Annotated in this window: 19 protein-coding genes and 2 pseudogenes; 9 read left to right on the top strand and 12 right to left on the bottom strand. The window is 69.6% G+C overall.

Annotated elements, in window-relative coordinates:
* The first annotated feature begins 9 nt into the window (after positions 1–9).
* Positions 10–606, top strand: a complete 597-nt coding sequence (locus ABT115_RS07450; protein ID WP_351785049.1) for a hypothetical protein — start codon at positions 10–12, stop codon at positions 604–606.
* A 77-nt stretch (positions 607–683) separates the two neighbouring features.
* On the opposite strand, the gene ABT115_RS07445 is transcribed toward ABT115_RS07450, so the two are convergent.
* The gene (locus tag ABT115_RS07445; RefSeq protein WP_351785046.1) at positions 684–863 is read right to left on the bottom strand and encodes a hypothetical protein; all 180 of its coding nucleotides are present in this window, start codon (positions 861–863) and stop codon (positions 684–686) included.
* 646 nt (positions 864–1,509) lie between these two features.
* Here ABT115_RS07445 and ABT115_RS07440 point away from each other — a divergent pair.
* Positions 1,510–1,701: pseudogene (locus ABT115_RS07440) on the top strand (IS630 family transposase); the annotation flags it as partial.
* A gap of 21 nt (positions 1,702–1,722) precedes the next feature.
* On the opposite strand, the gene ABT115_RS07435 reads toward ABT115_RS07440, so the two are convergent.
* From ABT115_RS07435 to ABT115_RS07425, 3 genes are read right to left on the bottom strand one after another with little or no spacing between them, the layout of a single operon-like run.
* The gene (locus ABT115_RS07435) at positions 1,723–2,133 is read right to left on the bottom strand and encodes a RidA family protein (protein ID WP_351785043.1); all 411 of its coding nucleotides are present in this window, start codon (positions 2,131–2,133) and stop codon (positions 1,723–1,725) included.
* A 6-nt stretch (positions 2,134–2,139) separates the two neighbouring features.
* A complete protein-coding gene (locus ABT115_RS07430; protein WP_351785041.1) occupies positions 2,140–2,898 on the bottom strand; it encodes an IclR family transcriptional regulator in 759 nt (252 codons plus the stop codon).
* Positions 2,895–3,947 carry a sugar kinase gene (locus ABT115_RS07425; protein WP_351785038.1) on the bottom strand — a complete coding sequence of 351 codons (1,053 nt, stop codon included), beginning with the start codon at positions 3,945–3,947 and terminating at the stop codon, positions 2,895–2,897. The genes ABT115_RS07430 and ABT115_RS07425 overlap by 4 nt, the downstream gene beginning before the upstream one ends.
* A 127-nt stretch (positions 3,948–4,074) precedes the next feature.
* Between ABT115_RS07425 and ABT115_RS07420 the strand changes: the two genes are divergently transcribed.
* Entirely contained in the window at positions 4,075–5,466 is a 1,392-nt protein-coding gene (locus ABT115_RS07420) for an alanine racemase (RefSeq protein WP_351785035.1), read from the top strand.
* Positions 5,467–5,619: 153 nt separating this feature from the next.
* Here the strand turns inward: ABT115_RS07420 and ABT115_RS07415 are convergent, their stop codons facing one another.
* The 3 genes and pseudogenes from ABT115_RS07415 to ABT115_RS07405 all read right to left on the bottom strand — a co-directional run bounded on the left by ABT115_RS07415 (position 5,620) and on the right by ABT115_RS07405 (position 7,353).
* A complete protein-coding gene (locus ABT115_RS07415; RefSeq protein ID WP_351785032.1) occupies positions 5,620–6,498 on the bottom strand; it encodes a S1 family peptidase in 879 nt (292 codons plus the stop codon).
* 161 nt (positions 6,499–6,659) lie between these two features.
* Positions 6,660–6,929, bottom strand: a pseudogene (locus tag ABT115_RS07410) (DUF3626 domain-containing protein); the annotation flags it as partial.
* 115 nt (positions 6,930–7,044) lie between these two features.
* Positions 7,045–7,353, bottom strand: a complete 309-nt coding sequence (locus tag ABT115_RS07405) for a helix-turn-helix domain-containing protein (RefSeq protein ID WP_351785029.1) — start codon at positions 7,351–7,353, stop codon at positions 7,045–7,047.
* Positions 7,354–7,724: 371 nt separating this feature from the next.
* Between ABT115_RS07405 and ABT115_RS07400 the strand changes: the two genes are divergently transcribed.
* On the top strand, positions 7,725–8,936 hold the full coding sequence (locus ABT115_RS07400; RefSeq protein WP_351785026.1) for a pyridoxal phosphate-dependent aminotransferase: 1,212 nt from the start codon (positions 7,725–7,727) through the stop codon (positions 8,934–8,936).
* Between the two features lie 98 nt (positions 8,937–9,034).
* Positions 9,035–9,439, top strand: a complete 405-nt coding sequence (locus tag ABT115_RS07395) for an SCO4983 family protein (protein WP_351785024.1) — start codon at positions 9,035–9,037, stop codon at positions 9,437–9,439.
* Positions 9,440–9,660: 221 nt separating this feature from the next.
* Here ABT115_RS07395 and ABT115_RS07390 read toward each other — a convergent pair whose 3' ends face one another.
* Positions 9,661–11,487 carry a phosphoenolpyruvate carboxykinase (GTP) gene (locus ABT115_RS07390; protein WP_351785021.1) on the bottom strand — a complete coding sequence of 609 codons (1,827 nt, stop codon included), beginning with the start codon at positions 11,485–11,487 and terminating at the stop codon, positions 9,661–9,663.
* Positions 11,488–11,698: 211 nt separating this feature from the next.
* Here ABT115_RS07390 and trhA point away from each other — a divergent pair, with 211 nt between their 5' ends.
* Positions 11,699–12,391, top strand: coding sequence for a PAQR family membrane homeostasis protein TrhA (trhA, locus tag ABT115_RS07385; protein WP_351785018.1), 693 nt, complete (start codon positions 11,699–11,701; stop codon positions 12,389–12,391).
* Positions 12,392–12,492: 101 nt separating this feature from the next.
* Here the strand turns inward: trhA and ABT115_RS07380 are convergent, their stop codons facing one another.
* Entirely contained in the window at positions 12,493–14,532 is a 2,040-nt protein-coding gene (locus ABT115_RS07380) for a thioredoxin domain-containing protein (RefSeq protein ID WP_351785015.1), read from the bottom strand.
* Positions 14,533–14,764: 232 nt separating this feature from the next.
* On the opposite strand from ABT115_RS07380, the gene ABT115_RS07375 reads away from it, so the two are divergent.
* Positions 14,765–18,025 carry a tetratricopeptide repeat protein gene (locus tag ABT115_RS07375; protein ID WP_351785012.1) on the top strand — a complete coding sequence of 1,087 codons (3,261 nt, stop codon included), beginning with the start codon at positions 14,765–14,767 and terminating at the stop codon, positions 18,023–18,025.
* A gap of 126 nt (positions 18,026–18,151) precedes the next feature.
* Here the strand turns inward: ABT115_RS07375 and ABT115_RS07370 are convergent, their stop codons facing one another.
* The gene (locus tag ABT115_RS07370) at positions 18,152–18,394 is read right to left on the bottom strand and encodes a hypothetical protein (protein WP_351785009.1); all 243 of its coding nucleotides are present in this window, start codon (positions 18,392–18,394) and stop codon (positions 18,152–18,154) included.
* Between the two features lies 1 nt (position 18,395).
* Positions 18,396–19,277, bottom strand: coding sequence for a mycothiol conjugate amidase Mca (gene mca, locus ABT115_RS07365; RefSeq protein ID WP_351785006.1), 882 nt, complete (start codon positions 19,275–19,277; stop codon positions 18,396–18,398).
* Between the two features lie 153 nt (positions 19,278–19,430).
* Between mca and ABT115_RS07360 the strand changes: the two genes are divergently transcribed.
* Positions 19,431–19,847 carry a DUF4307 domain-containing protein gene (locus ABT115_RS07360; RefSeq protein WP_351785003.1) on the top strand — a complete coding sequence of 139 codons (417 nt, stop codon included), beginning with the start codon at positions 19,431–19,433 and terminating at the stop codon, positions 19,845–19,847.
* 182 nt (positions 19,848–20,029) lie between these two features.
* Positions 20,030–20,527: a transcription elongation factor GreA gene (gene greA / locus ABT115_RS07355; RefSeq protein WP_351785000.1), complete on the top strand. Its 498-nt coding sequence runs from the start codon at positions 20,030–20,032 to the stop codon at positions 20,525–20,527.
* Between the two features lie 177 nt (positions 20,528–20,704).
* Here the strand turns inward: greA and ilvA are convergent, their stop codons facing one another.
* A complete protein-coding gene (gene ilvA / locus ABT115_RS07350) occupies positions 20,705–21,934 on the bottom strand; it encodes a threonine ammonia-lyase (RefSeq protein WP_351784997.1) in 1,230 nt (409 codons plus the stop codon).
* Between the last annotated feature and the right edge of the window lie 22 nt (positions 21,935–21,956).

Raw genomic sequence — 21,956 nt, 5'->3', positions numbered from 1 at the left:
AGCATGATAGTGGCGAAGGATGCATATGTGCGGCAGCTGATCGCACGGGCGAAGGACGGCACTATCCCGCCGCAGGAGGTGAAGCAGATCGCCCAAGCCGTCACTGAGTGCCGGGCCGGCCGGGAGCTCTACCCGCGGCTGTACGCGGTGGCCCGTGCGGGGGGCCCGGCATACGAGCCGCTGATCGCCACGTATCTGATCTATCCCGAGGATCCCGAGGTCTCGGCGCTCGCCGTGCAGGTACTCACGGCGCACTGGAGAGTGGGGGCGAAGTACAGGAAGCAGATCCTCGAGTTGCTGGGCTCCCCCGAGTGGGATGCAAGCGATGACGCGTTCATGGCCGCGATCTCGGGAGCGGGGGAGATCCTGCACGACGGGTTCGACGCCGACCTCCTGAGGGCACTGCTGAAGCTCGCCGAGGAGGGCCGCGGTGAGTACAACGACGAGCTCATGCAGGGTTTTGCGGTGGAGGCGATTGCCCGCGCGCTGGGCGCCAGCCACGCCGAGTCGATGAGATTCCCCGAGGGAGTCACGCGTGCGGACTGGTCGCAGGGCCTGCTGAGGGCCGCGCGTGACCGACTGAATGAGGCGGCGCGTCAGCCCTGATTCTGCTGCCAACCGAACAGGCGTCGGCCGGCCGACGCCTGTTCAGGCACCGAGCGGTGGGATCTCCTTGAGGTGTCTCAGGCGGCCTTGCTTCTGTCGTCGCGGTGTTGCCCGCGTGCCGTGCCGTTGGTGGTGCGCCAGGTCTGGCAGACGGCGATGACCGAGTCGTAGAAGAAGACGAGGGCGGTCAGGCCAAGGACCAAGACCATGGAGGTGTCGGCGTGGTGGCGGACGCCGGTGTAGTGCAGCGACGGCAAGGGCGGCAGCTACCGGGACTACATGACGATGGGCCCCAACGGCACCTGGGTCTACCACTCCACGGAGACCTACACGCTGTCCGCACCCTTCACCGGCTTCAGCGGCAGCGGCGGAGTCTTCACCATCACCGTCAAGAACGACGGCGGGAAGATCTCCCGCAAGGCCACCTTCAAGAAGGGCCCCGAGCCCAAACCCGACTTGAAGAAGGGCGAGGACCTGTTCTCCGAGATGGAGAGCTACATGTACGACGAACTGATGCACAACGCCCGGTCCGACGAGGTAAAGACGATCCAGGGGCTGCTGCGCCCATGGGCCTGGTATGACGCTCTGGGCGGTTCTGCTGCTCGGCTGGCTGGCGGTGGGCGCCTTCCTGGGAGACCGTCCCCTTCTCCACGCCCTCGCCCTCGCGGTGGTGCTCTTCGCCGTTTCCTGGTGCGCGCTCTCCATCTTCTGAAGCGGCACCACCTACGACTGCCCCAGTGGCGTGCCCCCGTGGTGGCCGGGCTTCCTCCCGCCCCCCGGGTTCTGAGGCGCGCGGCAGCCTGCGGGTGCACGCGCGGCCGAACTTCTCGGACTACGCCGCACCCCGTCCAGGCCCACGATCAGATGCCCGCCCGCGTCCGGAGCCGAAGGCCCAGCCAACTTCCGACCAACAGCTCCTGGATGAACCGGATCGAGGCCCAGTTCACCGCCGTGCGCTACTTCACCTTCGACGGCACCGACCACGCCACCCACAGGGAACAGGGCAGCATGATCCGCCGCTACATCATCTGGCGAAACCGCCATGCCGACGACCGGCGGCAACGCGCTGTCATCGACAGGGCAAACATTGCCTGATACGGCACTGGATCAGCTGGTTCAGCCGAGGACCGCGAGCGCGTCGATCTCGATCAGCAGACCCTTGGGAAGGCCGACGTAGACCGTCGTACGGGCGGCCGGGGCCGCCTGGAGGTTCTGCGCGCCGAAGTAAGCGTTGTAGATCTCGTTCATCTCGGCGAAGTGGTCCACGTCCGTGAGGTAGACACGCATCATCATCACGTCGTCCCAGCTCGCGCCGCCCTCCTCCAGGATCGCCTTGACGTTGGCGAAGGTCTGGAGGGTCTGCTCGCGCAGCGTCGGACCAGCCGGGGTCGGGGGCCGGCCCTCCTCGGCGGGGAGGAAGCCGACCTGGCCGGCGACCTGGAGGATGTTCCCCTTCTTCACCCCGTGCGAGAACTTCGCGGGCGGCGTGGTGTGGGTGCTCGGGATGAGGGCGATCTTCTCGGTCACGGCTGGTCAGGCTTTCTTGGGTGGATTGGTGCCGGAGTACTCCCGGCTGATGGTGTCGGCGGTGCGGCGCACCAGGGGTAGCAGGGTGAGGAGTTCCTCGGCCGTGACGACGACATTGGGTGCGGACACCGACACCGCGGCGACGGCCCGCCCGTCCGCACCCCGGATCGGGGCGCCGACGCAGTTGATGGACTCCTCGTGGCCACCGAGGTCGGTGGCCCAGCCCTGTTCGCGGACGAGGGCGAGTTCCTTGAGGAAGGCACCGGCGTTCGGCGTCGAACGGGAGGTGTACATGGGGTAGTCGAGCTTTTCGGCGATGGCGCGCCGTTCGGGCTCGGCGAGATCGGCGAGGAGCAGCTTCGCCACGGCGGCGACGGTGATCGCGACGGGCTTCCCGATCCGCGAGTACATCCGGACCGGGTAGCGGCTCTCGACCTTGTCGATGTAGAGAACCTCGTGCTCCTCGTACACCGCGAGATGCACGGTGTGGCCGCAGCTCTCGTTGAGTTCGACGAGGTGGGGGTGGGCGATCTCCCGTACGTCGAGGTTCTCGACGGCCTCCTGCGCGAGCGCGAAGAGCCGGGCGCCGAGGCGGTAGCGCTGGTCCTGCTGGCGGTACACGAGCCCGTGTTCGTGGAGCGTACGGAGCAGGCGCAGCGCGGTGGACTTGTGGACGCCGAGCCGCTCGGCGACCTGCCCGAGGTCGGCAGGCCCTTGGGCGAGCAGCGGCAGGATGCTCAGTGCCCGGTCGACGGTCTGACTCATGTCGTACGTACCTCCTGGTCGTCCCCCGTCCACCCGGGGCCGAGACGCAGTCTCCCCCAGGACGCGTCGTCCAGTGCGGCAAGGGAGTCGGCGTGGGCGCGGGCCGGGGGGTCGGTGAGGTCGCCGGGGACGGTGAGGACGGCGGCGGCCATGAGGTGTCCGTGCCGGACGCGGTCGCGTACGGGGAGGCCGCGGAGGGTGGCGGAGAGGAAGCCGGCGGCGAAGGCGTCACCGGCGCCGACGGGGGCGACGACGTCGACCCGGAGGGCGGGGACGGTGGTGACGACGTCGGCCTCGCCCACGTTCGAGAAGACCATCGCCCCGTCGGACCCGCGCTTCACGACCAGCACGTCCGGCTCCGGCAGCGCCGCGCGAATCGCCTCCGCGCCCTTCACCCCCCACGCCTCCTCCGCCTCGTCCTCGCCGACGAAGACGAGGTCGGAGCGGCGCGCCAGGTCCAGGAGCACCTCGGGAGCCGCGTCGGCGTCGCGCCACAGACCCGGCCGGTGATTGACGTCGAAGGAGATCAGCGGGCGGGCGGGACGGGGCGCGGTCAGGTCGTGGAGCAGGGCCAGGCAGTCGGCGGAAAGCGCCGCCGTGATGCCGGACAGGTGCAGGACGTGGCCCGCGAACAGCGCCTCGTACGGGACGTTGTCCGGGGACATCGCGGAGGCGGCGGACCCGGCCCGGTAGTAGGCGACCTCGTGCACATCGGCGGCCCGGTCCGTCGCCGTACGGAAGTAGATCCCGGTGGGCCGCGCCGGATCGCGCCGCACGGTGGAGGTGTCGACCCCGTAGCCGGCGATCGCCTCGATGAGATGGTCGCCGAACCCGTCCGCCCCGACCCTGCTGACCCAGGCCGCGCGGTGCCCGGCGGCGGCGAGCGCGCAGGCGACGTTGGACTCGGCGCCGCCGATACCGCGGCCGAAGGAGGGCACGTCGGCGAGGCGTCCGGGCTGCGACGGCAGGAACGTCACCATGGACTCGCCGAGGCACACGACTTCGGTGGCCGTGACGGCGTCGGCGGTCCTGGCCGGGGTTCCGGGCACTCGGGGCTCCTCGCGGGGTGGGCGGGTTCGGCGGTTCGGGGCAGTGGTTATCTGGGCGGGCGGCGCCGGCTCTCACCATTGACCCGGCGTCGGTTCGGATGTTAGACAGCGCTAAGCGATATACGCAATGAACGTTGCATATGTTGCAACGACTGCTTCGATCGAGGAGGCCCCCTTGGGCGCCGACCGTCCCGACCGCCTTGACCGTCCCGACCGCTCTTGTCGCCCCGACCGCCCCGACAACCCAGTGGCCGGACTCGCCGACGAGCTGGTCGACCACCGCTTCAAGGCGCTCCCGCCCGACGCGCAAGGGCTGACCGTCGGCGCCCTCGCCGCCGAGCGACGCAATCTCTTCACGGGCGGCTTCACCACCCCGGTGCTCGCCCTGTCCGCCGAGTCGGTCGAGCATAATCTCGCCCTTCTGGAGACGTACGCGGAGCGCCACGGGCTCGCCTTCGCCCCGCACGGCAAGACCTCCATGTCCCCGCAGCTCTTCGCCCGTCAGCTGGAGTACGGCGCCTGGGGCATCACCGCGGCCGTGCCCCACCAGGCGCGGGTCTACCGGGCGTACGGAATCCAGCGGATCTTCCTCGCCAACGAGCTCGTCGACGCGGCGGCCCTGCGCTGGATCGCCGGCGAGCTGGACGCCGACCCGGACTTCCACTTCATCTGCTACGTCGACTCGGAGCGCGGCGTGGAGCTGATGAACGAGGCACTGCGGACTACGGGCGCCACCCGCCCCGTCGATGTCGTTGTCGAATTGGGCGCGGGCGAGGGTGCGCGTACCGGTGTCCGGACCGACGCCGAGTGCGCAGCGGTCGCCGACGCCGTGGCCGCGACGGGGACCCTGCGTCTGGTGGGCGTGGCGGGTTATGAGGCCGAGGTGCCGGACGCGTCCGGCGAGCGGGTGCGGGAGTGGGTGCGCCGGCTCGTCGCGCTGGCCGTCACCTTTGACCGCGCGGGCCGGTTCGCGGCGCTCGCGGATGGCGAGCGGATCGTGATCAGTGCGGGCGGCAGTGCGTGGTTCGACGCGGTGGCGGACGTGCTGGCGGAGATTCCGGAACTTTCCGCTCCGGTGCTGAGGCTGCTGCGCTCGGGGGCGTACGTCTCGCACGACGACGGCCACTACCGCCATCTCACCCCGTTCAACCGCGTGCCGGACGAGGGGGCACTGCAGCCCGCCTTCCGGCTGTGGGCGCAGGTCGTGTCACGCCCGTCCGCCGAGCAGGCGTTCCTCAACGCGGGCAAGCGGGATGCGGCGTACGACCTCGACCTCCCCGAGGCGCAGGTCGTACGGTCCGGCCGCGACGGCGCGGTCCGGCCCGCGACGGGTCTCTCGGTGAGCCGCCTGTCGGACCAGCACACGTGGCTGCGTACTGAGCCGGGCGCGGAGCTGGAAGTGGGTGACTGGGTAAAGATGGGCCTGTCGCACCCGTGCACCAGCTTCGACAAGTGGCAGCTGATTCCGCTGGTGACGGCGGACGGCACGGTCACGGACTACATCCGCACCTTCTTCTGATCCCGACGGGGTTGTTCTCCGCCCGCCGGACCCAGGCGCCGGCGGGCCGGGCGGTACGGAGAGCGGGACACACCCAGGCCCTATGAGGCCTCCGGGCCCCTCGTCGCCGCGACACCCGACCGGGCAATCGCGGCGACGACGGAGCTCACAGACTCACGGCTTGGGCAGGGCACACCCGGGCCGGTTGAGGTCGAACTTGTTGCCGGCGCCGATACACGGCACGATGCCGTAGGTCTCCTGGGCGTAGTTGATGCCCTGGCGGACCGTTACATTGCCGCTCTCGTCGACCTCGCACGGGTTGTTGTCCGTGCACTGCTGCCCGTCCTCGTTGCCCGTGTTGTTGACGGCGACGACCTTGCCGGTCGCGTTGTCGATCACCGGGGAGCCGGACGTACCGCCGATGGTCTGGCAGGCGGAGGTGTAGCGGACCGAGTCCTTCCAGGTCCATGCCCCCTCCTTGAGCCGGTAGACGAAACCGTCCACGTTGCAGGCGTACGTGCGCTTCCAGTAGCCGGAGACGACCGTGATCGCGGTGCCCTGGACCGGGTGCGCGGTGTTGAGCTCCAGGGCCTTGATGCCGTAGCTGCTCTCGATCTGGGCGTAGGTGCGGGTGAGTTGGTACACCGATATGTCGGTGTCGGTCATCGTCCCGTACGCGATCTTGCTCGCTCGCAGGGTGCCGACACCGCTGCCGGCGGCGTTCAGCAGGGTGAAGCTACGGGTGGACGGCTGATTGAACACCACCTCGCCCGGCCCCGGGAATCCCGATTCCATGCAGTGCCCGTTGGAGAGCACGAGCGCGGGGTCGGAGGGCTGGGAGCCGGGGGTGCGGACGACGGAGCCGGAACAGTTGCTGAGCGCGACGGTCCCGGCGAAGTTGACCGCCTTCGGCTTGATCTGTTCCTTGGACTTGACCTGTGCCTTGACCGTGCCGGTCGCTGCCGCGTCGTGGCTGGTGGCCGCGGTTGCGGGTGCGATTCCCGCCCCGAGCAGCAGAACGGTGAAGAGCGCGCCGACGAGAGGCTTCTTCATGTGGGGGTCCCCTCTAGTGACCTACGCAGGGCCCAAATGGCCTGCGACCGAAGTTACTTCGGTTTGACATGCGCATGTTGACGCATGGCAGGGACCCCCACAAGGGGCGGATTCAAGCCGCCGGGTCTCAGGCCGCGCGGTCCCAAACCACGGGTAGGCATTGCCAGTTCGATGAGGTGCGTACCGGAAGCGACTTTGAAGTCCGTCGGCCCGGCGGCACTGTCCAGGTAGCAGAACGTGGCCCGAGGCCGGGTTTCCGTGGTCAGCCGGAAGTGCGAGGAACCGAACGTCGGCGCCGCGCCGACAAACTTCCGACGGAAGTTCAACGCGCCGTACACCGGCCTCTGTTCGGCAGGCTTGTCGTCATACGCGCCGTCGAAGATCCGGCTCTCCCAGCGCCACCGGCCGCCGCCCGGGCGCGCGGATCGGCCGACGCTCCGCCCTCAGCCTCGGCCTCGGCCTCGACGCCAGTCTCTCCCTCATCGGCTGGACCGGGGAGGTACTGCGTCCCGCGCACCGTGCCCACGCGCTGGGCATCCCGATCCGTCAGGCCGCGTGCGCTTCGAACCAGAGCGAGCCGAAGTCATGGCCGGGAGTGAGGCGTACGTCCGCGTCCAGGGCAGCCGCGAGACTCCTGAGCAGTTCGAGTGTCGGCACTGTCCCGCCCTCTTCGATGCACTCGATGTCGTCCTCGTCCATGCCGGTACACACGGCCAGCTCCGACACGCTGAGCCCGAGTGCGGTCCGGCGGTCGTAGAGGGCCTTACCGAAGGCCAGGGCCTCGCGAATGGCGATCCGCTCCGGGTCTTCCGTCCGGGTGTCCGAGGGAATCCAGCGAGTGTGCTGTACGGCCATCACGCCTTCCTCTCATACGTCGCGGTCACCGGTTCATGATTCACGCTCTCGCAGACCTTCTGGGCGCGTACAGCGCGGTCGATCTGGCCCGGACAATTCGTCACGCCTCTCGCGCCCCCACGCCCCCCTCGGCCCCCCTTCACGCCCCGAACACCTCCGCTCACGTGGCGCATCTCACCCGTCTACGCCCGTCACGTCCCCGTTCCGCCTATTTCCAAGCCCGACCCTTGTCCCCGACCGGCGTTCCCACGGTCGAGGGGTGGTGGGCTCATGGTTATGAAAGCCGGAGCGGCGTACCCGGGTTACTCGGGCGGGGTAACCGGGGTCGAATGTCCGGGCGGCGCGCGAAACGCGGCCGTAAGCTCCCAGACATGCAGGTCATCCAGTCCACGAAGCTCGCCAATGTCTGTTACGAAATCCGCGGCCCCGTGCTCGAGGAGGCGATGCGGCTGGAAGCAGCCGGTCACCGCATCCTCAAGCTGAACACCGGCAACCCTGCCGCTTTCGGGTTCGAGTGCCCGCCCGAGATTCTCGAAGACATACTGCGCAACCTTGCCGGGGCGCACGGATACGGCGACGCGAAGGGGCTGCTGTCCGCGCGGCGGGCGGTGATGCAGCACTACCAGACCAAGGGGATCGACCTCGACGTCGAGGACATCTACCTGGGCAACGGCGTCTCCGAGCTGATCCAGATGTCGATGCAGGCGCTGCTCGACGACGGCGACGAGGTCCTCGTACCGGCTCCGGACTATCCGCTGTGGACCGCCTCGGTGTCACTGGCCGGCGGTACGGCCGTGCACTACCGGTGCGACGAGCAGGCCGACTGGATGCCGGACCTCGCCGACATCGAGCGAAAGATCACCGACCGCACCAAGGCGCTCGTGATCATCAACCCGAACAATCCGACGGGTGCGGTGTACGACGACGAGATGCTGCGCGGGCTGACGGAGATCGCCCGGCGGCACAATCTGGTCGTCTGCTCCGACGAGATCTACGACCGGATCCTGTACGACGGAGCCACCCACACCCCGACCGCGACGATCGCGCCCGATCTGATGGTGCTCACGTTCAACGGGCTCTCCAAGAACTACCGGGTGGCCGGATACCGCTCGGGGTGGATGGCGGTCTGCGGTCCGAAGGTGCACGCCTCCTCGTACATCGAGGGGCTGACGATCCTCGCCAATATGCGGCTCTGCGCCAATATGCCGTCGCAGCACGCCGTGGCCACCGCGCTCAACGGGCGGCAGTCGATCAACGATCTGGTGCTGCCGGGCGGGCGGATCCTGGAGCAGCGGGATGTCGCATACGACCTGCTGACCCGGATTCCGGGCGTGACCTGCGTGAAGCCGAAGGGGGCGCTGTATCTCTTCCCGCGCCTGGACCCCAAGGTCTACAAGATCAAGGACGACCGGCAGATGGTCCTCGACCTGCTGCGGGCCGAGAAGATCATGGTCGTGCACGGCACCGGCTTCAACTGGCCGGAGCCCGATCACTTCCGTGTGGTGACGCTGCCCTCGACCGAGGATCTGACGGACGCGGTGACCCGGATCGCGCACTTCCTGGACGGATACGGCCAGCCTTAGCGGGCGGGCCGGTCCCCGCCTCCCCCGGCATCGATCGCAAATAACTTTAGACTTAATCCAATGTAGGATGGTTCCACAGCGACACCAGGAGGCCATCCATGTACGAACCGATCCGCACCAAATCGGTCCACACACCGGCCGACCACGCCGACGACTTCCCGCACCGTTCCCGCGAGGAAGAGCTGGACATCCAGCTCGCCGGACACCTGGCCGCGCTTCTCGCGGTCACCGACGAGCTGGACCTCGGCGCGGCGGGCGACCGCATCGCCGAGCAGGTGACCAGGCTGCGCGGCGCGGCGCCCGCCCGGCACACCGGCCGGACCGACGCACCCGCACTCGCGCTGCACCGCCGCGCCCATGCCCTCGCGGGCCGCGCACTGGTGGTGGCCGCGTCCCGCGCCGACACAGCCGTCGCAATCCTCGCGGCCGAGCGCATGGACGCCCACGCGGCGACGGTCGCCACCGCCACCGCCGCCTCGTCGCACCTGGTCGGCGCCCCCTGACGGACCCGGTCCGCGGGCCGCTGCGGCACGTGGACCGGCAGCTTGGCCACGGTGTGTCGCCGACCGGACACGGGAAAGGGCGACCCCCGGAATCGTGAGGGGATTCCGGGGGCCGTACCGCGGCGGGCCGTTGACCCCACAGGTCAGGGCGGACGTCTGGAGACCCGGCCGCGGGGTGTGGGGAGGGAGGGGCGCACCCACGCGGGGTGCGCCCGGGGGCGTCAGCCCAGGCGCTGGACCAGCGCGCGGTACTCGTCCCACAGCTCCTTCGGCGCGTGGTCACCGAAGGTGTTGAGGTGCTCGGGGATCAGCCCCGCCTCCTCGCGCCAGACCTCCTTGTCGACGTTGAGCAGGAAGTCCAGGTCGGAGTCGGAGAGGTCCAGGCCGTCGGTGTCCAGGGCGCCCTTGGCGGGCAGGATGCCGATCGGCGTCTCGACGCCCTCGGCCTTGCCGTCCAGGCGCTCGACGATCCACTTCAGGACGCGGCTGTTCTCACCGAAGCCCGGCCACACGAACTTGCCCGCTTCGTTCTTGCGGAACCAGTTCACGTAGTAGATCTTCGGCAGCTTGGACTGGTCGGGCTTGTCGGCGCCGACCTTGATCCAGTGGTTCATGTAGTCGCCCATGTTGTAGCCGCAGAACGGCAGCATGGCGAACGGGTCGCGGCGCAGCTCGCCGACCTTGCCCTCGGCGGCGGCGGTCTTCTCGGAGGCGACGTTGGCTCCGAGGAAGACGCCGTGCTGCCAGTCGAAGGACTCGGTGACCAGCGGTACGGCCGAGGCGCGGCGGCCGCCGAAGAGGATGGCCGAGATCGGCACACCCTTCGGGTCCTCCCACTCGGGCGCGATGATCGGGCACTGGCCGGCCGGGACGGTGAAGCGGGCGTTGGGGTGGGCGGCGGGCGTGTCGGACGCGGGCGTCCAGTCGTTGCCCTTCCAGTCCGTGAGGTGGGCCGGTGCCGTCTCCGTCATGCCCTCCCACCAGACGTCGCCGTCGTCGGTGAGCGCGACGTTCGTGAAGACGGAGTTGCCCCACATGGTCTTCATGGCGTTGGCGTTGGTGTGCTCGCCGGTGCCGGGCGCGACGCCGAAGAAGCCGGCCTCGGGGTTGATCGCGTAGAGGCGGCCGTCCTCGCCGAATCGCATCCAGGCGATGTCGTCGCCGATGGTCTCGACGGTCCAGCCGGGGATCGTGGGCTCCAGCATGGCGAGGTTGGTCTTGCCGCAGGCGCTCGGGAACGCGGCGGCGACGTATTTCGCCTCACCCTGCGGCGGCGTGAGCTTGAGGATCAGCATGTGCTCGGCGAGCCAGCCCTCGTCACGCGCCATGACGGAGGCGATGCGCAGCGCGTAGCACTTCTTGCCGAGCAGGGCGTTGCCGCCGTAGCCGGAGCCGTACGACCAGATCTCGCGGTCCTCGGGGAAGTGCGAGATGTACTTGGTGGAGTTGCACGGCCACGGAACGTCTTCCTGGCCCTCTTCCAGGGGCGCGCCGAGCGTGTGGACGGCCTTGACGAAGAAGCCGTCGGTGCCGAGCTCGTCGAGCACGGCCTGTCCCATGCGCGTCATGGTGCGCATCGAGACGGCGACGTACGCGGAGTCGGTGATCTCGACGCCGATCGCGGACAGCGGTGAGCCGACGGGGCCCATGCAGAACGGGACGACGTACATCGTGCGGCCGCGCATGGAGCCGCGGAAGACACCCTGCTCGCCCGTGAAGATCTCCCGCATCTCGGCGGGGGCCTTCCAGTGGTTCGTCGGGCCCGCGTCCTCCTCCTTCTCGGAGCAGATGAACGTGCGGTCCTCGACGCGGGCGACATCGCTCGGGTCGGACGCGGCGTAGTAGGAGTTCGGGCGCTTGGTCTCGTCCAGCTTCTTGAACGTGCCCTTGGCCACGAGCTCACCGCACAGGCGCTCGTACTCGGACTCGGAGCCGTCGCACCAGACCACCCGGTCCGGCTCGGTGATGGCTGCGATCTCGTTCACCCAGGAGATGAGCTCCTGGTGATGGGTGGGGGCAGTGAGGGGAGCCGCGATGTCGCGCGCCACGATCGCTCCTTGATGAGGGTGTCTGTTTGTAGTTGCCCCGTGGGGGCTGCGACCCGGACGCTTCGACCCCTTCGAATCTCGTTGGCGCTCATCCGGTGCCGACCGCACTCATTTGATCATCCGACCGATTCGCCCATCTGTCCAGGGGAGCGCACACGTGAGCATTGCCACTCGTGGCTCGTACCTACGGTGCCGTAGGTACGATGCGGGGATGATTGCCGCCACGCCCGAGCCAGCCGTGCTGGAACCAACCGACTCCGACACCGTCCCGGTGAAACCACGGATGCGTGGCTGGCTGCACGCCGGGATGTTTCCCGCCGTGATCGTCGCGGGGATCGTGCTGATCGCACTGACGGACAGCGTCCGCGGCCGGATCGCCTGCGGCATCTACGTCCTGACCGCGTGCCTGCTGTTCGGTGTGAGCGCGCTCTACCACCGCGGCACCTGGGGGCCGCGTGGCGAGGCGGTGCTCCGCAGGCTCGATCACGCCAATATTTTCCTGATCATCGCGGGCACCTACACCCCGCTGACCCTGCTCCTGCTCCCCGAGTCGACCGCGACGCCGCTGCTGTGGGCGGTCTGGGCGGCAGCGGCCGTGGGCATAGCCTTCCGGGTGTTCTGGGTCGGCGCCCCGCGCTGGCTCTACACACCCTGCTACCTGGCGATGGGCTGGGCGGCGGTCTTCTTCCTGCCGGACTTCATGCAGACCGGCGGGATCGCGGTGCTGGTACTGGTCGTCGTCGGCGGGCTGCTCTACAGCGCCGGCGGCATCATCTACGGCATCAAGCGACCCAATCCGTCACCGCGGTGGTTCGGCTTCCACGAGGTCTTCCACTCGCTGACCCTGGCGGCCTTCGTCGTGCACTACGTCGGCATCTCGCTGGTGGCCTACAACCACGCCTGACCACCCCCCTTCCACCTCCTCTCCCGCAATGGCCGTGGCTTTGAAGCCGCGGCCATTCGCCATGCCGGGGTCCCGACGCGGGCCCCCGTACGGCTCCGCCCTCACCCCCCGGACAGGCTCGATCCGAGGCTCCGCGCCAGTTCCTGCGGATCCGTCGTCGGCGCATCGCACACGAAGTGCCTGCACACATACGCCGTCGGTGCCCCGCCCGCCATCGGCCGATCCGCGAGCAGCGCGAACTCCGTCCCTGCTGTCTCCCCCGCAGCCACCACCGCACCGGGCGCCCGTCCCAGCAGCGCCGTACGGTGCAGTTCGCCGCCGGCCGGTCCGGCGACCGCGACCTCGCGCGGCCCGTCGAGCAGTGCCTCGGCAACAGCAAGCCCCCAGCCGATGAACCGGGGAACCCGCGGGCCGAGCGTCTTCACCACACCCAACGCCGCCTCCGCGGCGGTGCGATGGGCCTCGGAGCCGGTGTACGCGGCGTACGAGAGCAGCGCGCCGGCCGCCGCCGTCCAGCCCGCCGGCGTCGCGCTGTCGGTGGGGTCCTGCGGGCGGCGGATGAGCTGCTCGGCGTCGTCCGCCGTGTCGTACAACTGCCCGCCCTCACCGGTGAAGTGCTGGAGCACGATGTCGAGCAGGAAGCCGGCGAACTCCAGCCAGACGCCCTCGCCGGTGACCGCGGCCAGCGCGAGGAAGCCCTCCGCGACATCGCCGTAGTCGTCCAGCACCCCGGCGTTGGCTCCTGCCCGGCCGTCCTTGGACGTCCGGCTCAGCCGGGCGACCTCGCCCATGTGGACCCGGACCAGCAGATCCGCCGCCTCGGTGGCGCGCTCGATCAGGTCGGGCCGGTCGAAGTAGGCCCCCGTCTCGGCGAGCGCAGCGATCGCCAGACCGTTCCAGGCGGCGACCACCTTGTCGTCCCGCCCGGGACGCGGGCGCAGCTCACGGGCGGCCAGCAGCCTGGCCCGTACGTCGGCGGCCCGGTCCGCGTCCACCGCGGTGCCCACCCCCGCGAGCCGGAGAACCGAGGCGCCCTCCTCGAACGTGCCCTCCTCCGTCACCCCGAAGTACTCGGCGGCGAAGGCGGCGTCCTGATCGCCGAGGACCTCCCGCAGTTGTTCGGGCGTCCATACGTAGTACGCGCCCTCGACATGCCGGCCACCCCCGCCGTCGCTGTCGGCGTCGAGCGCGGAGGCGAAACCGCCCTCGGGCGTGCGCAGCTCGCGCACCATGAAGTCGGCGGTCTCCAGAGCGACCCGGCGGGCCAGTTCCGAGCCAGTCGCTCGCCACAGGTGTGCGTACACCCGGCAGAGCAGCGCGTTGTCATAGAGCATCTTCTCGAAGTGGGGTACCAAGGGCCCACCCGGCTTCGCCGTGAGTACGTATCGGTGGAACCCGCCTCCCACCTGGTCGTACAGGCTCGAGCGAGCCATCGCGCCGCACAGCCCTTCCGCCATCTCCCGCGCCGCCACGGAACCGATCCGCGCGTGGTGGCGCAACAGGAACTCGACAACCATCGACGGCGGGAACTTGGTGTCGCCCTTGAACCAACCGCTCGCGGGGTCGATGTCCCGAGTCAACTGGAGGAGTGAATGGGCCTGAGTCTCCTCATCGGGCAGCCCGGCGTCCCCGGTGCTCAGCTGCCGTCCGGCAAGATCCTGAGTGATCTTCCGCGCGACTTCTCCCACCTCGCCCCGTCGGCTCGTCCAGGCGTTGCGCACGCCTTCGAGCACCTGCCGGAAGGACGGCAAGCCATGGCGAGCCCCGGGCGGGAAGTACGTGCCGAAGTAGAAGGGCTCCCCGTCCGGCGTCATGAACACGGACATGGGCCAGCCGCCCTGCCCGGTGGCGGCCTGCACAGCCTCCATGTACACAGCGTCCACGTCGGGACGCTCCTCACGGTCCACCTTGACGGACACGAAGTGCTCGTTCATGTAGGCAGCGGTGTCGTCGTCCTCGAAGGACTCGTGCGCCATGACGTGGCACCAGTGGCAGGCGCTGTAGCCGACGCTCAAGAACACGGGGACGTCGCGCCGCCGGGCTTCTTCGAACGCGTCGGTCTCCCATGGCCACCAGTCAACCGGGTTGTCCGCGTGTTGAAGGAGATACGGGGACGTGGCCTGCACGAGTCGGTTGGGCATACCACCATCCTCCCGCACCCACCTCCGATCGACATCCCACCGATCGACCGGATTGTCGGCATGCCGCAGGAGGTACGGGGAAGTCTCACGGTCCAGGCGATTCGGTATACCTACTCCTCTCTTGGGCCCGGTTGATCGCATCGCTCTCTCGCGCTGACGCGCCGCACCCAGCAGACTGGGCGGCGATGGCAGCAGGGGCAGTTGCATTCGTCGTATCCGGAGGGGGACGCACATGCGGGACAGCCATCGGGCGGAAGCCGAACGGCTGTTGGTACGCGCCGTCGAGGAAGAGGTACGGCGGTCGGGTGGCCGGGCCGACGCCGGTGCGCTGATGGCGCGCGGGCGGGCCGCGCTCGACTCCCTGGCGGCCGGCGCGGCCGACGAGTACGCGGCGTATCTCCAGGCGCTGGACGCGGCGGAGGCCGGACAGCGGCCGCTGTCACAGCTGTTCAGCCGATCGGCCATGGGAACTCCATTGCTGGTCACGGGAGTTGCCGCAGTCGCCGCCTTCGGTGCGGATATCGCGTTCGGTACGGCGGCGGGGCCGGCGCTCGGCGCGGGCGCCGTCGTCGCGGTCGCGGGGGCCGCGGCGACCGTCGCCAAGGTCACCGCATCGCACTGGCCCGCCGCCCACAGGCGTGCGGGTGCACTCGGGCAGCCCGGCGGCGCCGAACAGCTGCGGCTGCAGTGGCTGGCGGCGCTGGAGGTACGGTGCATCCGCCCGTACCTCGACCAGCAGCGGATGCTCATCGCCTCGTCGCGCACACCGGGGAAGAAGGCACCCGCGCAGTCGCGGACCGCCCCGTCGCTGCGTGGCGGGGACCGCAGCGCCGCGGCCCGTACGCGCGCGCTCCTTGAGCAGTCGTTCGGCCATCTGCCCGCGTCCGAGGGGCCGTTCGCCGGGCGGCGGGCCGAGCTGGCGCAGATCGCGCAGTGGGTGCGGGAGGCCCGCGCGTCGACGGAGAGCAAGCCGACCGTCGTCGTCCTGCACGGTGCGCCCGGCGCCGGACGCACCACGCTCGCGGTACGGGCGGCGCACAGCCTGAAGGATCAGTTCCGGGGTGCCTGCGTGGTGGACCTGCGCGGTGATGTGGCCGGGGAGACGCCGCTGCCGACCCGTGACGCGCTGCTGCATCTGCTGAACCGGCTGGGGGCGCCCCGCGATCAGCTGCTGTTCCGGGACGGGGTCTCCCCTGGTCGAGCGGGCTCGAATGCTGGGGGAAGCGCCCTGGCCGAGCAGCAGGTGCGGCGGCTGAGCGGGCTGTACCACGAGCATCTGACCGACACCCCCGTGACGATCGTCCTGGACGACGCCAGCGACGCGGCCCAGGTCCGCGCGCTGGTCCCCGAGCGTTCCGACAGCCTCGTCCTCGTCACCACCCGCGAGCCGCTGGAGCTGCCCGCCGGCATTCCGGCCCGGGTCCATCAGCTGCCGGTCGGCGCGCTGGACGCGGCGGGCGCGGAGGAGCTGCTGCGCGAGGCGGCCGAAGCGCAGGAGCAGGGGCCGTACGACTCCCAGTCGACGGACAAGGTCACCGAGTTGTGCGGCGGGCTGCCGCTGGCGCTGCGCCTGGCGGGCTCCTCGCTCGGTCCACGTACCCGGAGCGCGCTCGCCGCCGATCTCGCCGCGTACGGTCCGGTCGCGCCCATCGAGCGGGCGCTGTGGCTGCGCTACACCGACCAGTCCGAACAGGCGCGGCGGCTGCTGCGCCGGCTCGCGCTGGCCGGGCGGGCCAGCCTGGGCGCCGCTGCGGCGGCCGCGCTGCTCTCGGTCGACGAGCAGGAGGCCGAGCGGCTGCTGACGGTCCTGGCCGGGGCCGGGCTCCTGGACCATGTGCGGGGCTCGCGCTACCGGCTGCACGATCTCGTACGGAGTTTCGCCCTGGCCCGGCTGCGGGACGAGGAGGAGGCGGCGGACCGTACCGCGGCCCAGGAGCGGCTGATCCAGAACTACGCGGAGCTGGCCGGTGCCGTGATCCGCATGGTGGACGGCAAGATGTCCACCCGGGCCGGGCAGTTCGGCTCGCACGGGTTCGGTTCGCTGGACGCGGCGCTGCGCTGGCTGGACGACGAGTCGAGTTTCATCACCTCGGCGCTGCGGCACGCGGAGGGCATCGGCCAGGGGGCCGTACTGGATCTCCTGGGCGCGCTGTGCGACTACTGCCTGTTGCGCGGCGACCTCTACCGGCTGGGCGAGATCAGCGAGTTGACGCAGGCCGTGGACAAGGGGCTGTTGGAGCGGTCCGTGCAGTGGCGTACCGGCATCGCGGCGCGTCAGCTCGGCGAGCTGGACAAGGCGCGCACCACGCTGTCGTCGGTCGTCGGGCTGTACCGCGAGGCGCAGCACGAGGCGGGCACGGCGCTGGCGCTCTGCTCGCTCGGCATCACCCTGCACCACCAGGGCAATCTGACCGAGGCGTCGGCGCGGCTGCGTGAGGCGATCGAGCTGCAGTCCTCCGAGGAGCAGGCCGAGGACCGGGCCTGGTCGCTGCACGCCCTGGCCGCCGTCGAACGCGACCGTGCCCATCCGGCCCAGGCGCTGACCCTCCTGGACACCGCGCTGGCCCTGCACCGGGAGGGCGAGTCGCTGCACGGCGAGGCGTGGACGCAGTTCCAACTGGGCCAGACCCTGCTGCGGATGGGCGATGTGGAGCGGGCGCGGGACGCGCTGCGTACGGCGCTGGAGCTGTACAGCCGTACCCGGGACGAGCGCGGCGAGGCGTGGGCGCTGACCCAGCTGGCCCGGGCCCGGCTGCTGGACGGTGTCCCTGGCCCGGCGGCCGAGGACCTGTATCTGGCCCTGGCCCGCCACCGCGACAACGAGGACGCGCGCGGCGAGGCGTGGACGCTGTACTACCTGGGCCAGGCGCTGGAGGAGAACGGCGACACCGACCAGGCGCTGCGGCAGCTGGAGCGGGCCCGCACGATGTTCGCCCGGATGCGGGACGCGTACGGGCTGGCGTGTGCCCGGCACCACTCGGGCCGGGTCACTCGTGACCAGCGGGCCGCCCAGACCGGGAACCTCCGCAACTCCGGCTTCGCCCGCCAGCTCCTGGTCGACGCCCGTGCCGACTTCCGGCGCATCGGGGTCGCCCACGGCGAGGCCTGGACGTGCCTGGAGCTGGCCCTGATCGACGCGGGCAACAACCGCGCCGCGCAGGCGCTGGAGCTGTGCGGCGAGGCGGCGGAGTTGTTCGACTCCTACGGCGACAGGCGGGGCGAGGACTGGGCCCGCTTCCTGCGCTGCACGCTGCTGCCGTACGCGTCACCGGGCGGTAGCGAGGTGGGCACGGTGGTGGCCCAGCAGGAACTGGCCGACCTGCTCCTGGCCGGCCACTCGACGCGCGACAGCAAACTGGAGGACTTCGCGGAGGCGTTCACCGTGGTGCTGAACCGCGGCGTGGACCTGGAGGACGGCTGGCAGGCGTGGCGCCTGGGCATGACGCCCACACGCCACGCACGGGAGATCATGGGCGTACCGCTCCGGTCATGACCAGGCCCGTCCGGCGATCGAGGACGTCTTCGAGCCGAGCCGGCCACAACCGGCCCGCGAGCGCGTGGCAACCACCGGACGCCCCGGTGCCCGCCAGTGCCCGGGGCCGACCGGTAAATGAGGGGCCTACGCCTGCTTCCGCTTCGTGGACCCCGCACCCGCGGCAACGGCGTCTCCGGACGCCTCATCCGGGTCCGGGGCCTCCTCGAAGTCGACCTTGCCCATGTGGCGGTTCATGGACTTCATCAGAAGCCACACGCCCACGGCGAGCGCCGCGAAGACGAGGAAGCCGAGAAGGCCGGGCGTCACTTTGTCGGCGTCGAACTCGGCGAGAGGGACGAGATGGTTCAGTGCCTGGGTCGCGTACATATCAGGCATTGTCGCGGATGCCCGCGAAGAGGTCGCTCTCGGGGAGGGAAGTATCGACGAGAGACTTCGCCAGCTCGTACTCCTCGGTCGGCCAGACCTCCTTCTGGATGTCCATCGGGACGCGGAACCAGCCACCGTCGGGGTCGATCTGCGTCGCGTGCGCGATCAGCGCCTTGTCGCGGATCTCGAAGAAGTCCGCGCACGGAACATGCGTGGTCAGTGTGCGTTCGTCGCGCTCGAACTCCTTCCAGCGCTTCAGCCACTCGCCGTACGGGGATTCCAGGCCACGGGCCAGCAGCGCCTCGTGGAGCGCCACCGTGCGCGGGCGGTTGAAGCCCTGGTTGTAGTAGAGCTTCTGCGGCTGCCAGGCCGGGCCGAATTCCGACTCGGGGAACGTCTCGGTGTCCGCCGCACCGTCGAACGCGATCATCGTGATCTTGTGGGTCATGATGTGGTCGGGGTGCGGGTACCCGCCGTTCTCGTCGTACGTCGTGACGACCTGCGGCCGGTACGCACGGATGCTGCGGACGAGACGCCCCGCGGCCTTCTCCTCGTCCTCCAGCGCGAAGCAGCCCTCGGGCAGCGGCGGCAGCGGGTCGCCCTCGGGCAGACCCGAGTCGACGAAGCCGAGCCACTCCTGCTTGACGCCCAGGATCTCCCTGGCCTCGTCCATCTCCTTCTTGCGCACCTCGTGGATGTTTTCCTCGATGTACGCGTCGCCCTGAAGCTTCGGGTTGAGGATGGAGCCGCGCTCGCCTCCCGTGCAGGTCACAACCAGCACGTCCACCCCCTCGGACACATACTTGGCCATGGTGGCCGCCCCCTTGCTCGACTCGTCGTCGGGGTGGGCATGAACGGCCATCAGTCGCAGCTGCTCAGTCAAGACTCGATCCTCATTGATTTGAACGCCATGGAGAGGCTTCGTCCCGAAGGGACGCCGGTCCGGGGTGGCGGTCGGGTGGCGGGCGGCAGGCTTCTATAGTGACCGAACCGGGGGGTGGAAAATTCCTCGATCCCCGGTACGGGAGGAACGATCATGACTGCGGTGCGTGAAGCGCTTCCGGAGAACCGCTACGGCCGCTCCGCCGATCAGCGCACGGACCGCAAGCTCAAAATCATCGGTTCGGTGCTGGGCGTCGCTCTTCTCGGCATGGTCGGCTGGATCGGTTACGACTACGTCTCCGGCCAGGGCATCAGCGCCGAGGTGATCACGTTCAAGGTCGTCTCGGACGAGCGGGTCGATGTGCACCTGAAGGTGCGCAAGGACACGGACGCCAAGGGCTACTGCACAATCCGCGCGCAGCACGAGGACGGCAGCGACGTGGCCCGCAAGGACATCCGCTTCGACGACAGCACGGACAATATCGACCGCGCCCTGTCGCTGCGTACGACGTCCAGGGCGACCAGCGTCGAGCTGCTGGGCTGTACCGAGGACGGCGGAGCGGCACATTGACCGCCGCGCGCCGACACTGAACCGCAGTAGTAGGCGCTGACCTGCACATACGCCGCCCTGACGGTTTACCTCCTCCCCCTTTTCCTGGGGAATTGTTAGGCTCGTGGTTTCGCCCACCCGTGGAGGCACATGCTTACGGGTAGGGCGATGCTTTGTATTCCCAGTACCGACGAGGAGCACCTGTGACCCAGACCAGCGAAAACGTCACCTGGCTCACGCAGGAGGCGTACAACCAGCTCAAGGCCGAGCTGGAGTACCTCTCTGGTCCCGCGCGCACGGAAATCTCCGTAAAGATCGCGGCGGCCCGTGAGGAGGGCGACCTCCGGGAAAATGGCGGGTACCACGCGGCCAAGGAGGAGCAGGGCAAGATGGAGCTGCGGGTGCGCCAGCTCACCCAGCTCCTGGAGCATGCGAAGGTCGGCGAGTCACCTGCCGACGACGGCGTGGTCGAGCCCGGCATGGTTGTGACGATCGCCTTCGACGGCGACCCGGACGACACGATGACCTTCCTGCTCGCCTCGCGCGAGTACGCGAGCTCGAACATCGAGACGTACTCCCCGCAGTCGCCGCTCGGCACCGGTGTGAACGGCAAGAAGATGGGCGAGGACGCCGAGTACGAGCTGCCGAACGGCAAGACGGCCACCGTGAAGATCCTCGCGGCGAAGCCCTACACAGGCTGATCCCGCACCACTGACGCAGGGAGCCTTCGGCCCGTCGGGCCAAAGGCTCCCTGCGTGGGTGGCGTCCGCGACCTGCCGGCACTTGCGCACCGCCGCCTTACGGAGGGACACCAGGGAACACGCCTGCGGCCACCGGGCGAACCGGCACCGTAACGCGATACATCGCGATGCACGGGGTCAGCTCATCACCAGATAGCCCGCGTCGCGCAGCGCCGCCGAGACCTCCTCGCAGTGCTCCGGCCCCTTCGTCTCCAGATGCAGCTCCACCTCGACCTCGGTGAGGCCGAGCCGGGGATCGGTCCGCACATGGCCGATGTCGAGAACGTTGGCGTCGACCACCGAGAGCACGGCCAGCAGCGTCGCCAGCGCGCCGGGGCGGTCGGACAGCCGCAGCCGCAGACTCAGATAGCGGCCGGCCGCCACCATGCCGTGGGTCAGGATGCGCTGCATCAGCAATGGGTCCACATTGCCGCCCGACAGCAGCGCGACCACCGGCCCGTGGAACGACTTCGGATTGCTCAGCAGCGCAGCGACCGGGCTCGCACCGGCCGGTTCCACCACCAGCTTCGCCCGCTCCAGACAGAGCAGCAGCGCACTGGACAGCTCGTCCTCGGAGACCGTACGAACCTCGTCGACCAGCTCTCTGACCAGCTCGAACGGCACATCACCGGGGCGCCCCACCTTGATGCCGTCCGCCATTGTGTTCAGCGAGCCGATCGACACCGGGTGCCCCGCGGCCAGCGACGGCGGATAGCAGGCCGCGCCCGCCGCCTGCACGCCGACGATCCGCACATCGGGCCGGACCGCCTTGACCGCCACCGCGATGCCCGCGGCGAGGCCGCCACCGCCGATCCCGACGACGATGGTGCGCACCTCGGGGCACTGTTCGAGGATCTCCAGGCCCACCGTGCCCTGTCCGGCGATGATGTCCGGGTGGTCGAAGGGGTGGATGAAGACCGCACCGGTCTCCTGCGCGTACTCCTGGGCGGCGGCCAGCGCATCGTCGACGACATGGCCGTGCAGCCGGACCCGTGCCCCGTACTGGCGGGTGGCTGCCACCTTCGGCAGCGGCGCCCCGACCGGCATGAAGACCGTCGACCGCACACCGAGCAACGTGGAGGCGAGTGCGACACCCTGCGCATGGTTTCCGGCGCTCGCGGCGACTACTCCGGCCGCCCGCTCTTCCGGGGACAGGCCCGCGATCCGCACATATGCGCCTCGCAGTTTGAACGAACCGGTCCGTTGCAGGTTCTCGCACTTGAAGTGGACCGGCGCGCCCACGAGCTCGGTCAGGTGGCGGCTGCCTTCCATGGCGGTCACCCTGGCCACGCCGGAGAGCATCTTCTGCGCCCCGCGGATGTCATCGAGGATCAGCGGGGAAAAATGGCCGGGCGCGCGGAAGTTCATACCGCAAGTCTTGCAGCTCGGC

The sequence above is a fragment of the Streptomyces sp. NPDC001832 genome (assembly GCF_040297265.1).
Lineage (GTDB): Bacteria > Actinomycetota > Actinomycetes > Streptomycetales > Streptomycetaceae > Streptomyces.
The sequence above is the reverse complement of the archived record's forward strand: the minus strand, read 5'-3'. Positions and strand labels throughout refer to the sequence as shown.

Bases quoted from the DNA above. Each gene is read 5' to 3' on its own strand.
- ABT115_RS07395 (WP_351785024.1), top strand. From the start codon at position 9,035: ATGTACGAACCGATCCGCACCAAATCGGTCCACACACCGGCCGACCAC.
- ABT115_RS07420 (WP_351785035.1), top strand. From the start codon at position 4,075: ATGAACGTTGCATATGTTGCAACGACTGCTTCGATCGAGGAGGCCCCC.
- ABT115_RS07380 (WP_351785015.1), bottom strand. From the start codon at position 14,532: ATGCCCAACCGACTCGTGCAGGCCACGTCCCCGTATCTCCTTCAACAC.
- ABT115_RS07405 (WP_351785029.1), bottom strand. From the start codon at position 7,353: ATGGCCGTACAGCACACTCGCTGGATTCCCTCGGACACCCGGACGGAA.
- ABT115_RS07360 (WP_351785003.1), top strand. From the start codon at position 19,431: ATGACTGCGGTGCGTGAAGCGCTTCCGGAGAACCGCTACGGCCGCTCC.
- ABT115_RS07400 (WP_351785026.1), top strand. From the start codon at position 7,725: ATGCAGGTCATCCAGTCCACGAAGCTCGCCAATGTCTGTTACGAAATC.
- ABT115_RS07375 (WP_351785012.1), top strand. From the start codon at position 14,765: ATGCGGGACAGCCATCGGGCGGAAGCCGAACGGCTGTTGGTACGCGCC.
- ABT115_RS07415 (WP_351785032.1), bottom strand. From the start codon at position 6,498: ATGAAGAAGCCTCTCGTCGGCGCGCTCTTCACCGTTCTGCTGCTCGGG.
- ABT115_RS07430 (WP_351785041.1), bottom strand. From the start codon at position 2,898: ATGAGTCAGACCGTCGACCGGGCACTGAGCATCCTGCCGCTGCTCGCC.
- trhA (WP_351785018.1), top strand. From the start codon at position 11,699: ATGATTGCCGCCACGCCCGAGCCAGCCGTGCTGGAACCAACCGACTCC.
- ilvA (WP_351784997.1), bottom strand. From the start codon at position 21,934: ATGAACTTCCGCGCGCCCGGCCATTTTTCCCCGCTGATCCTCGATGAC.
- ABT115_RS07370 (WP_351785009.1), bottom strand. From the start codon at position 18,394: ATGTACGCGACCCAGGCACTGAACCATCTCGTCCCTCTCGCCGAGTTC.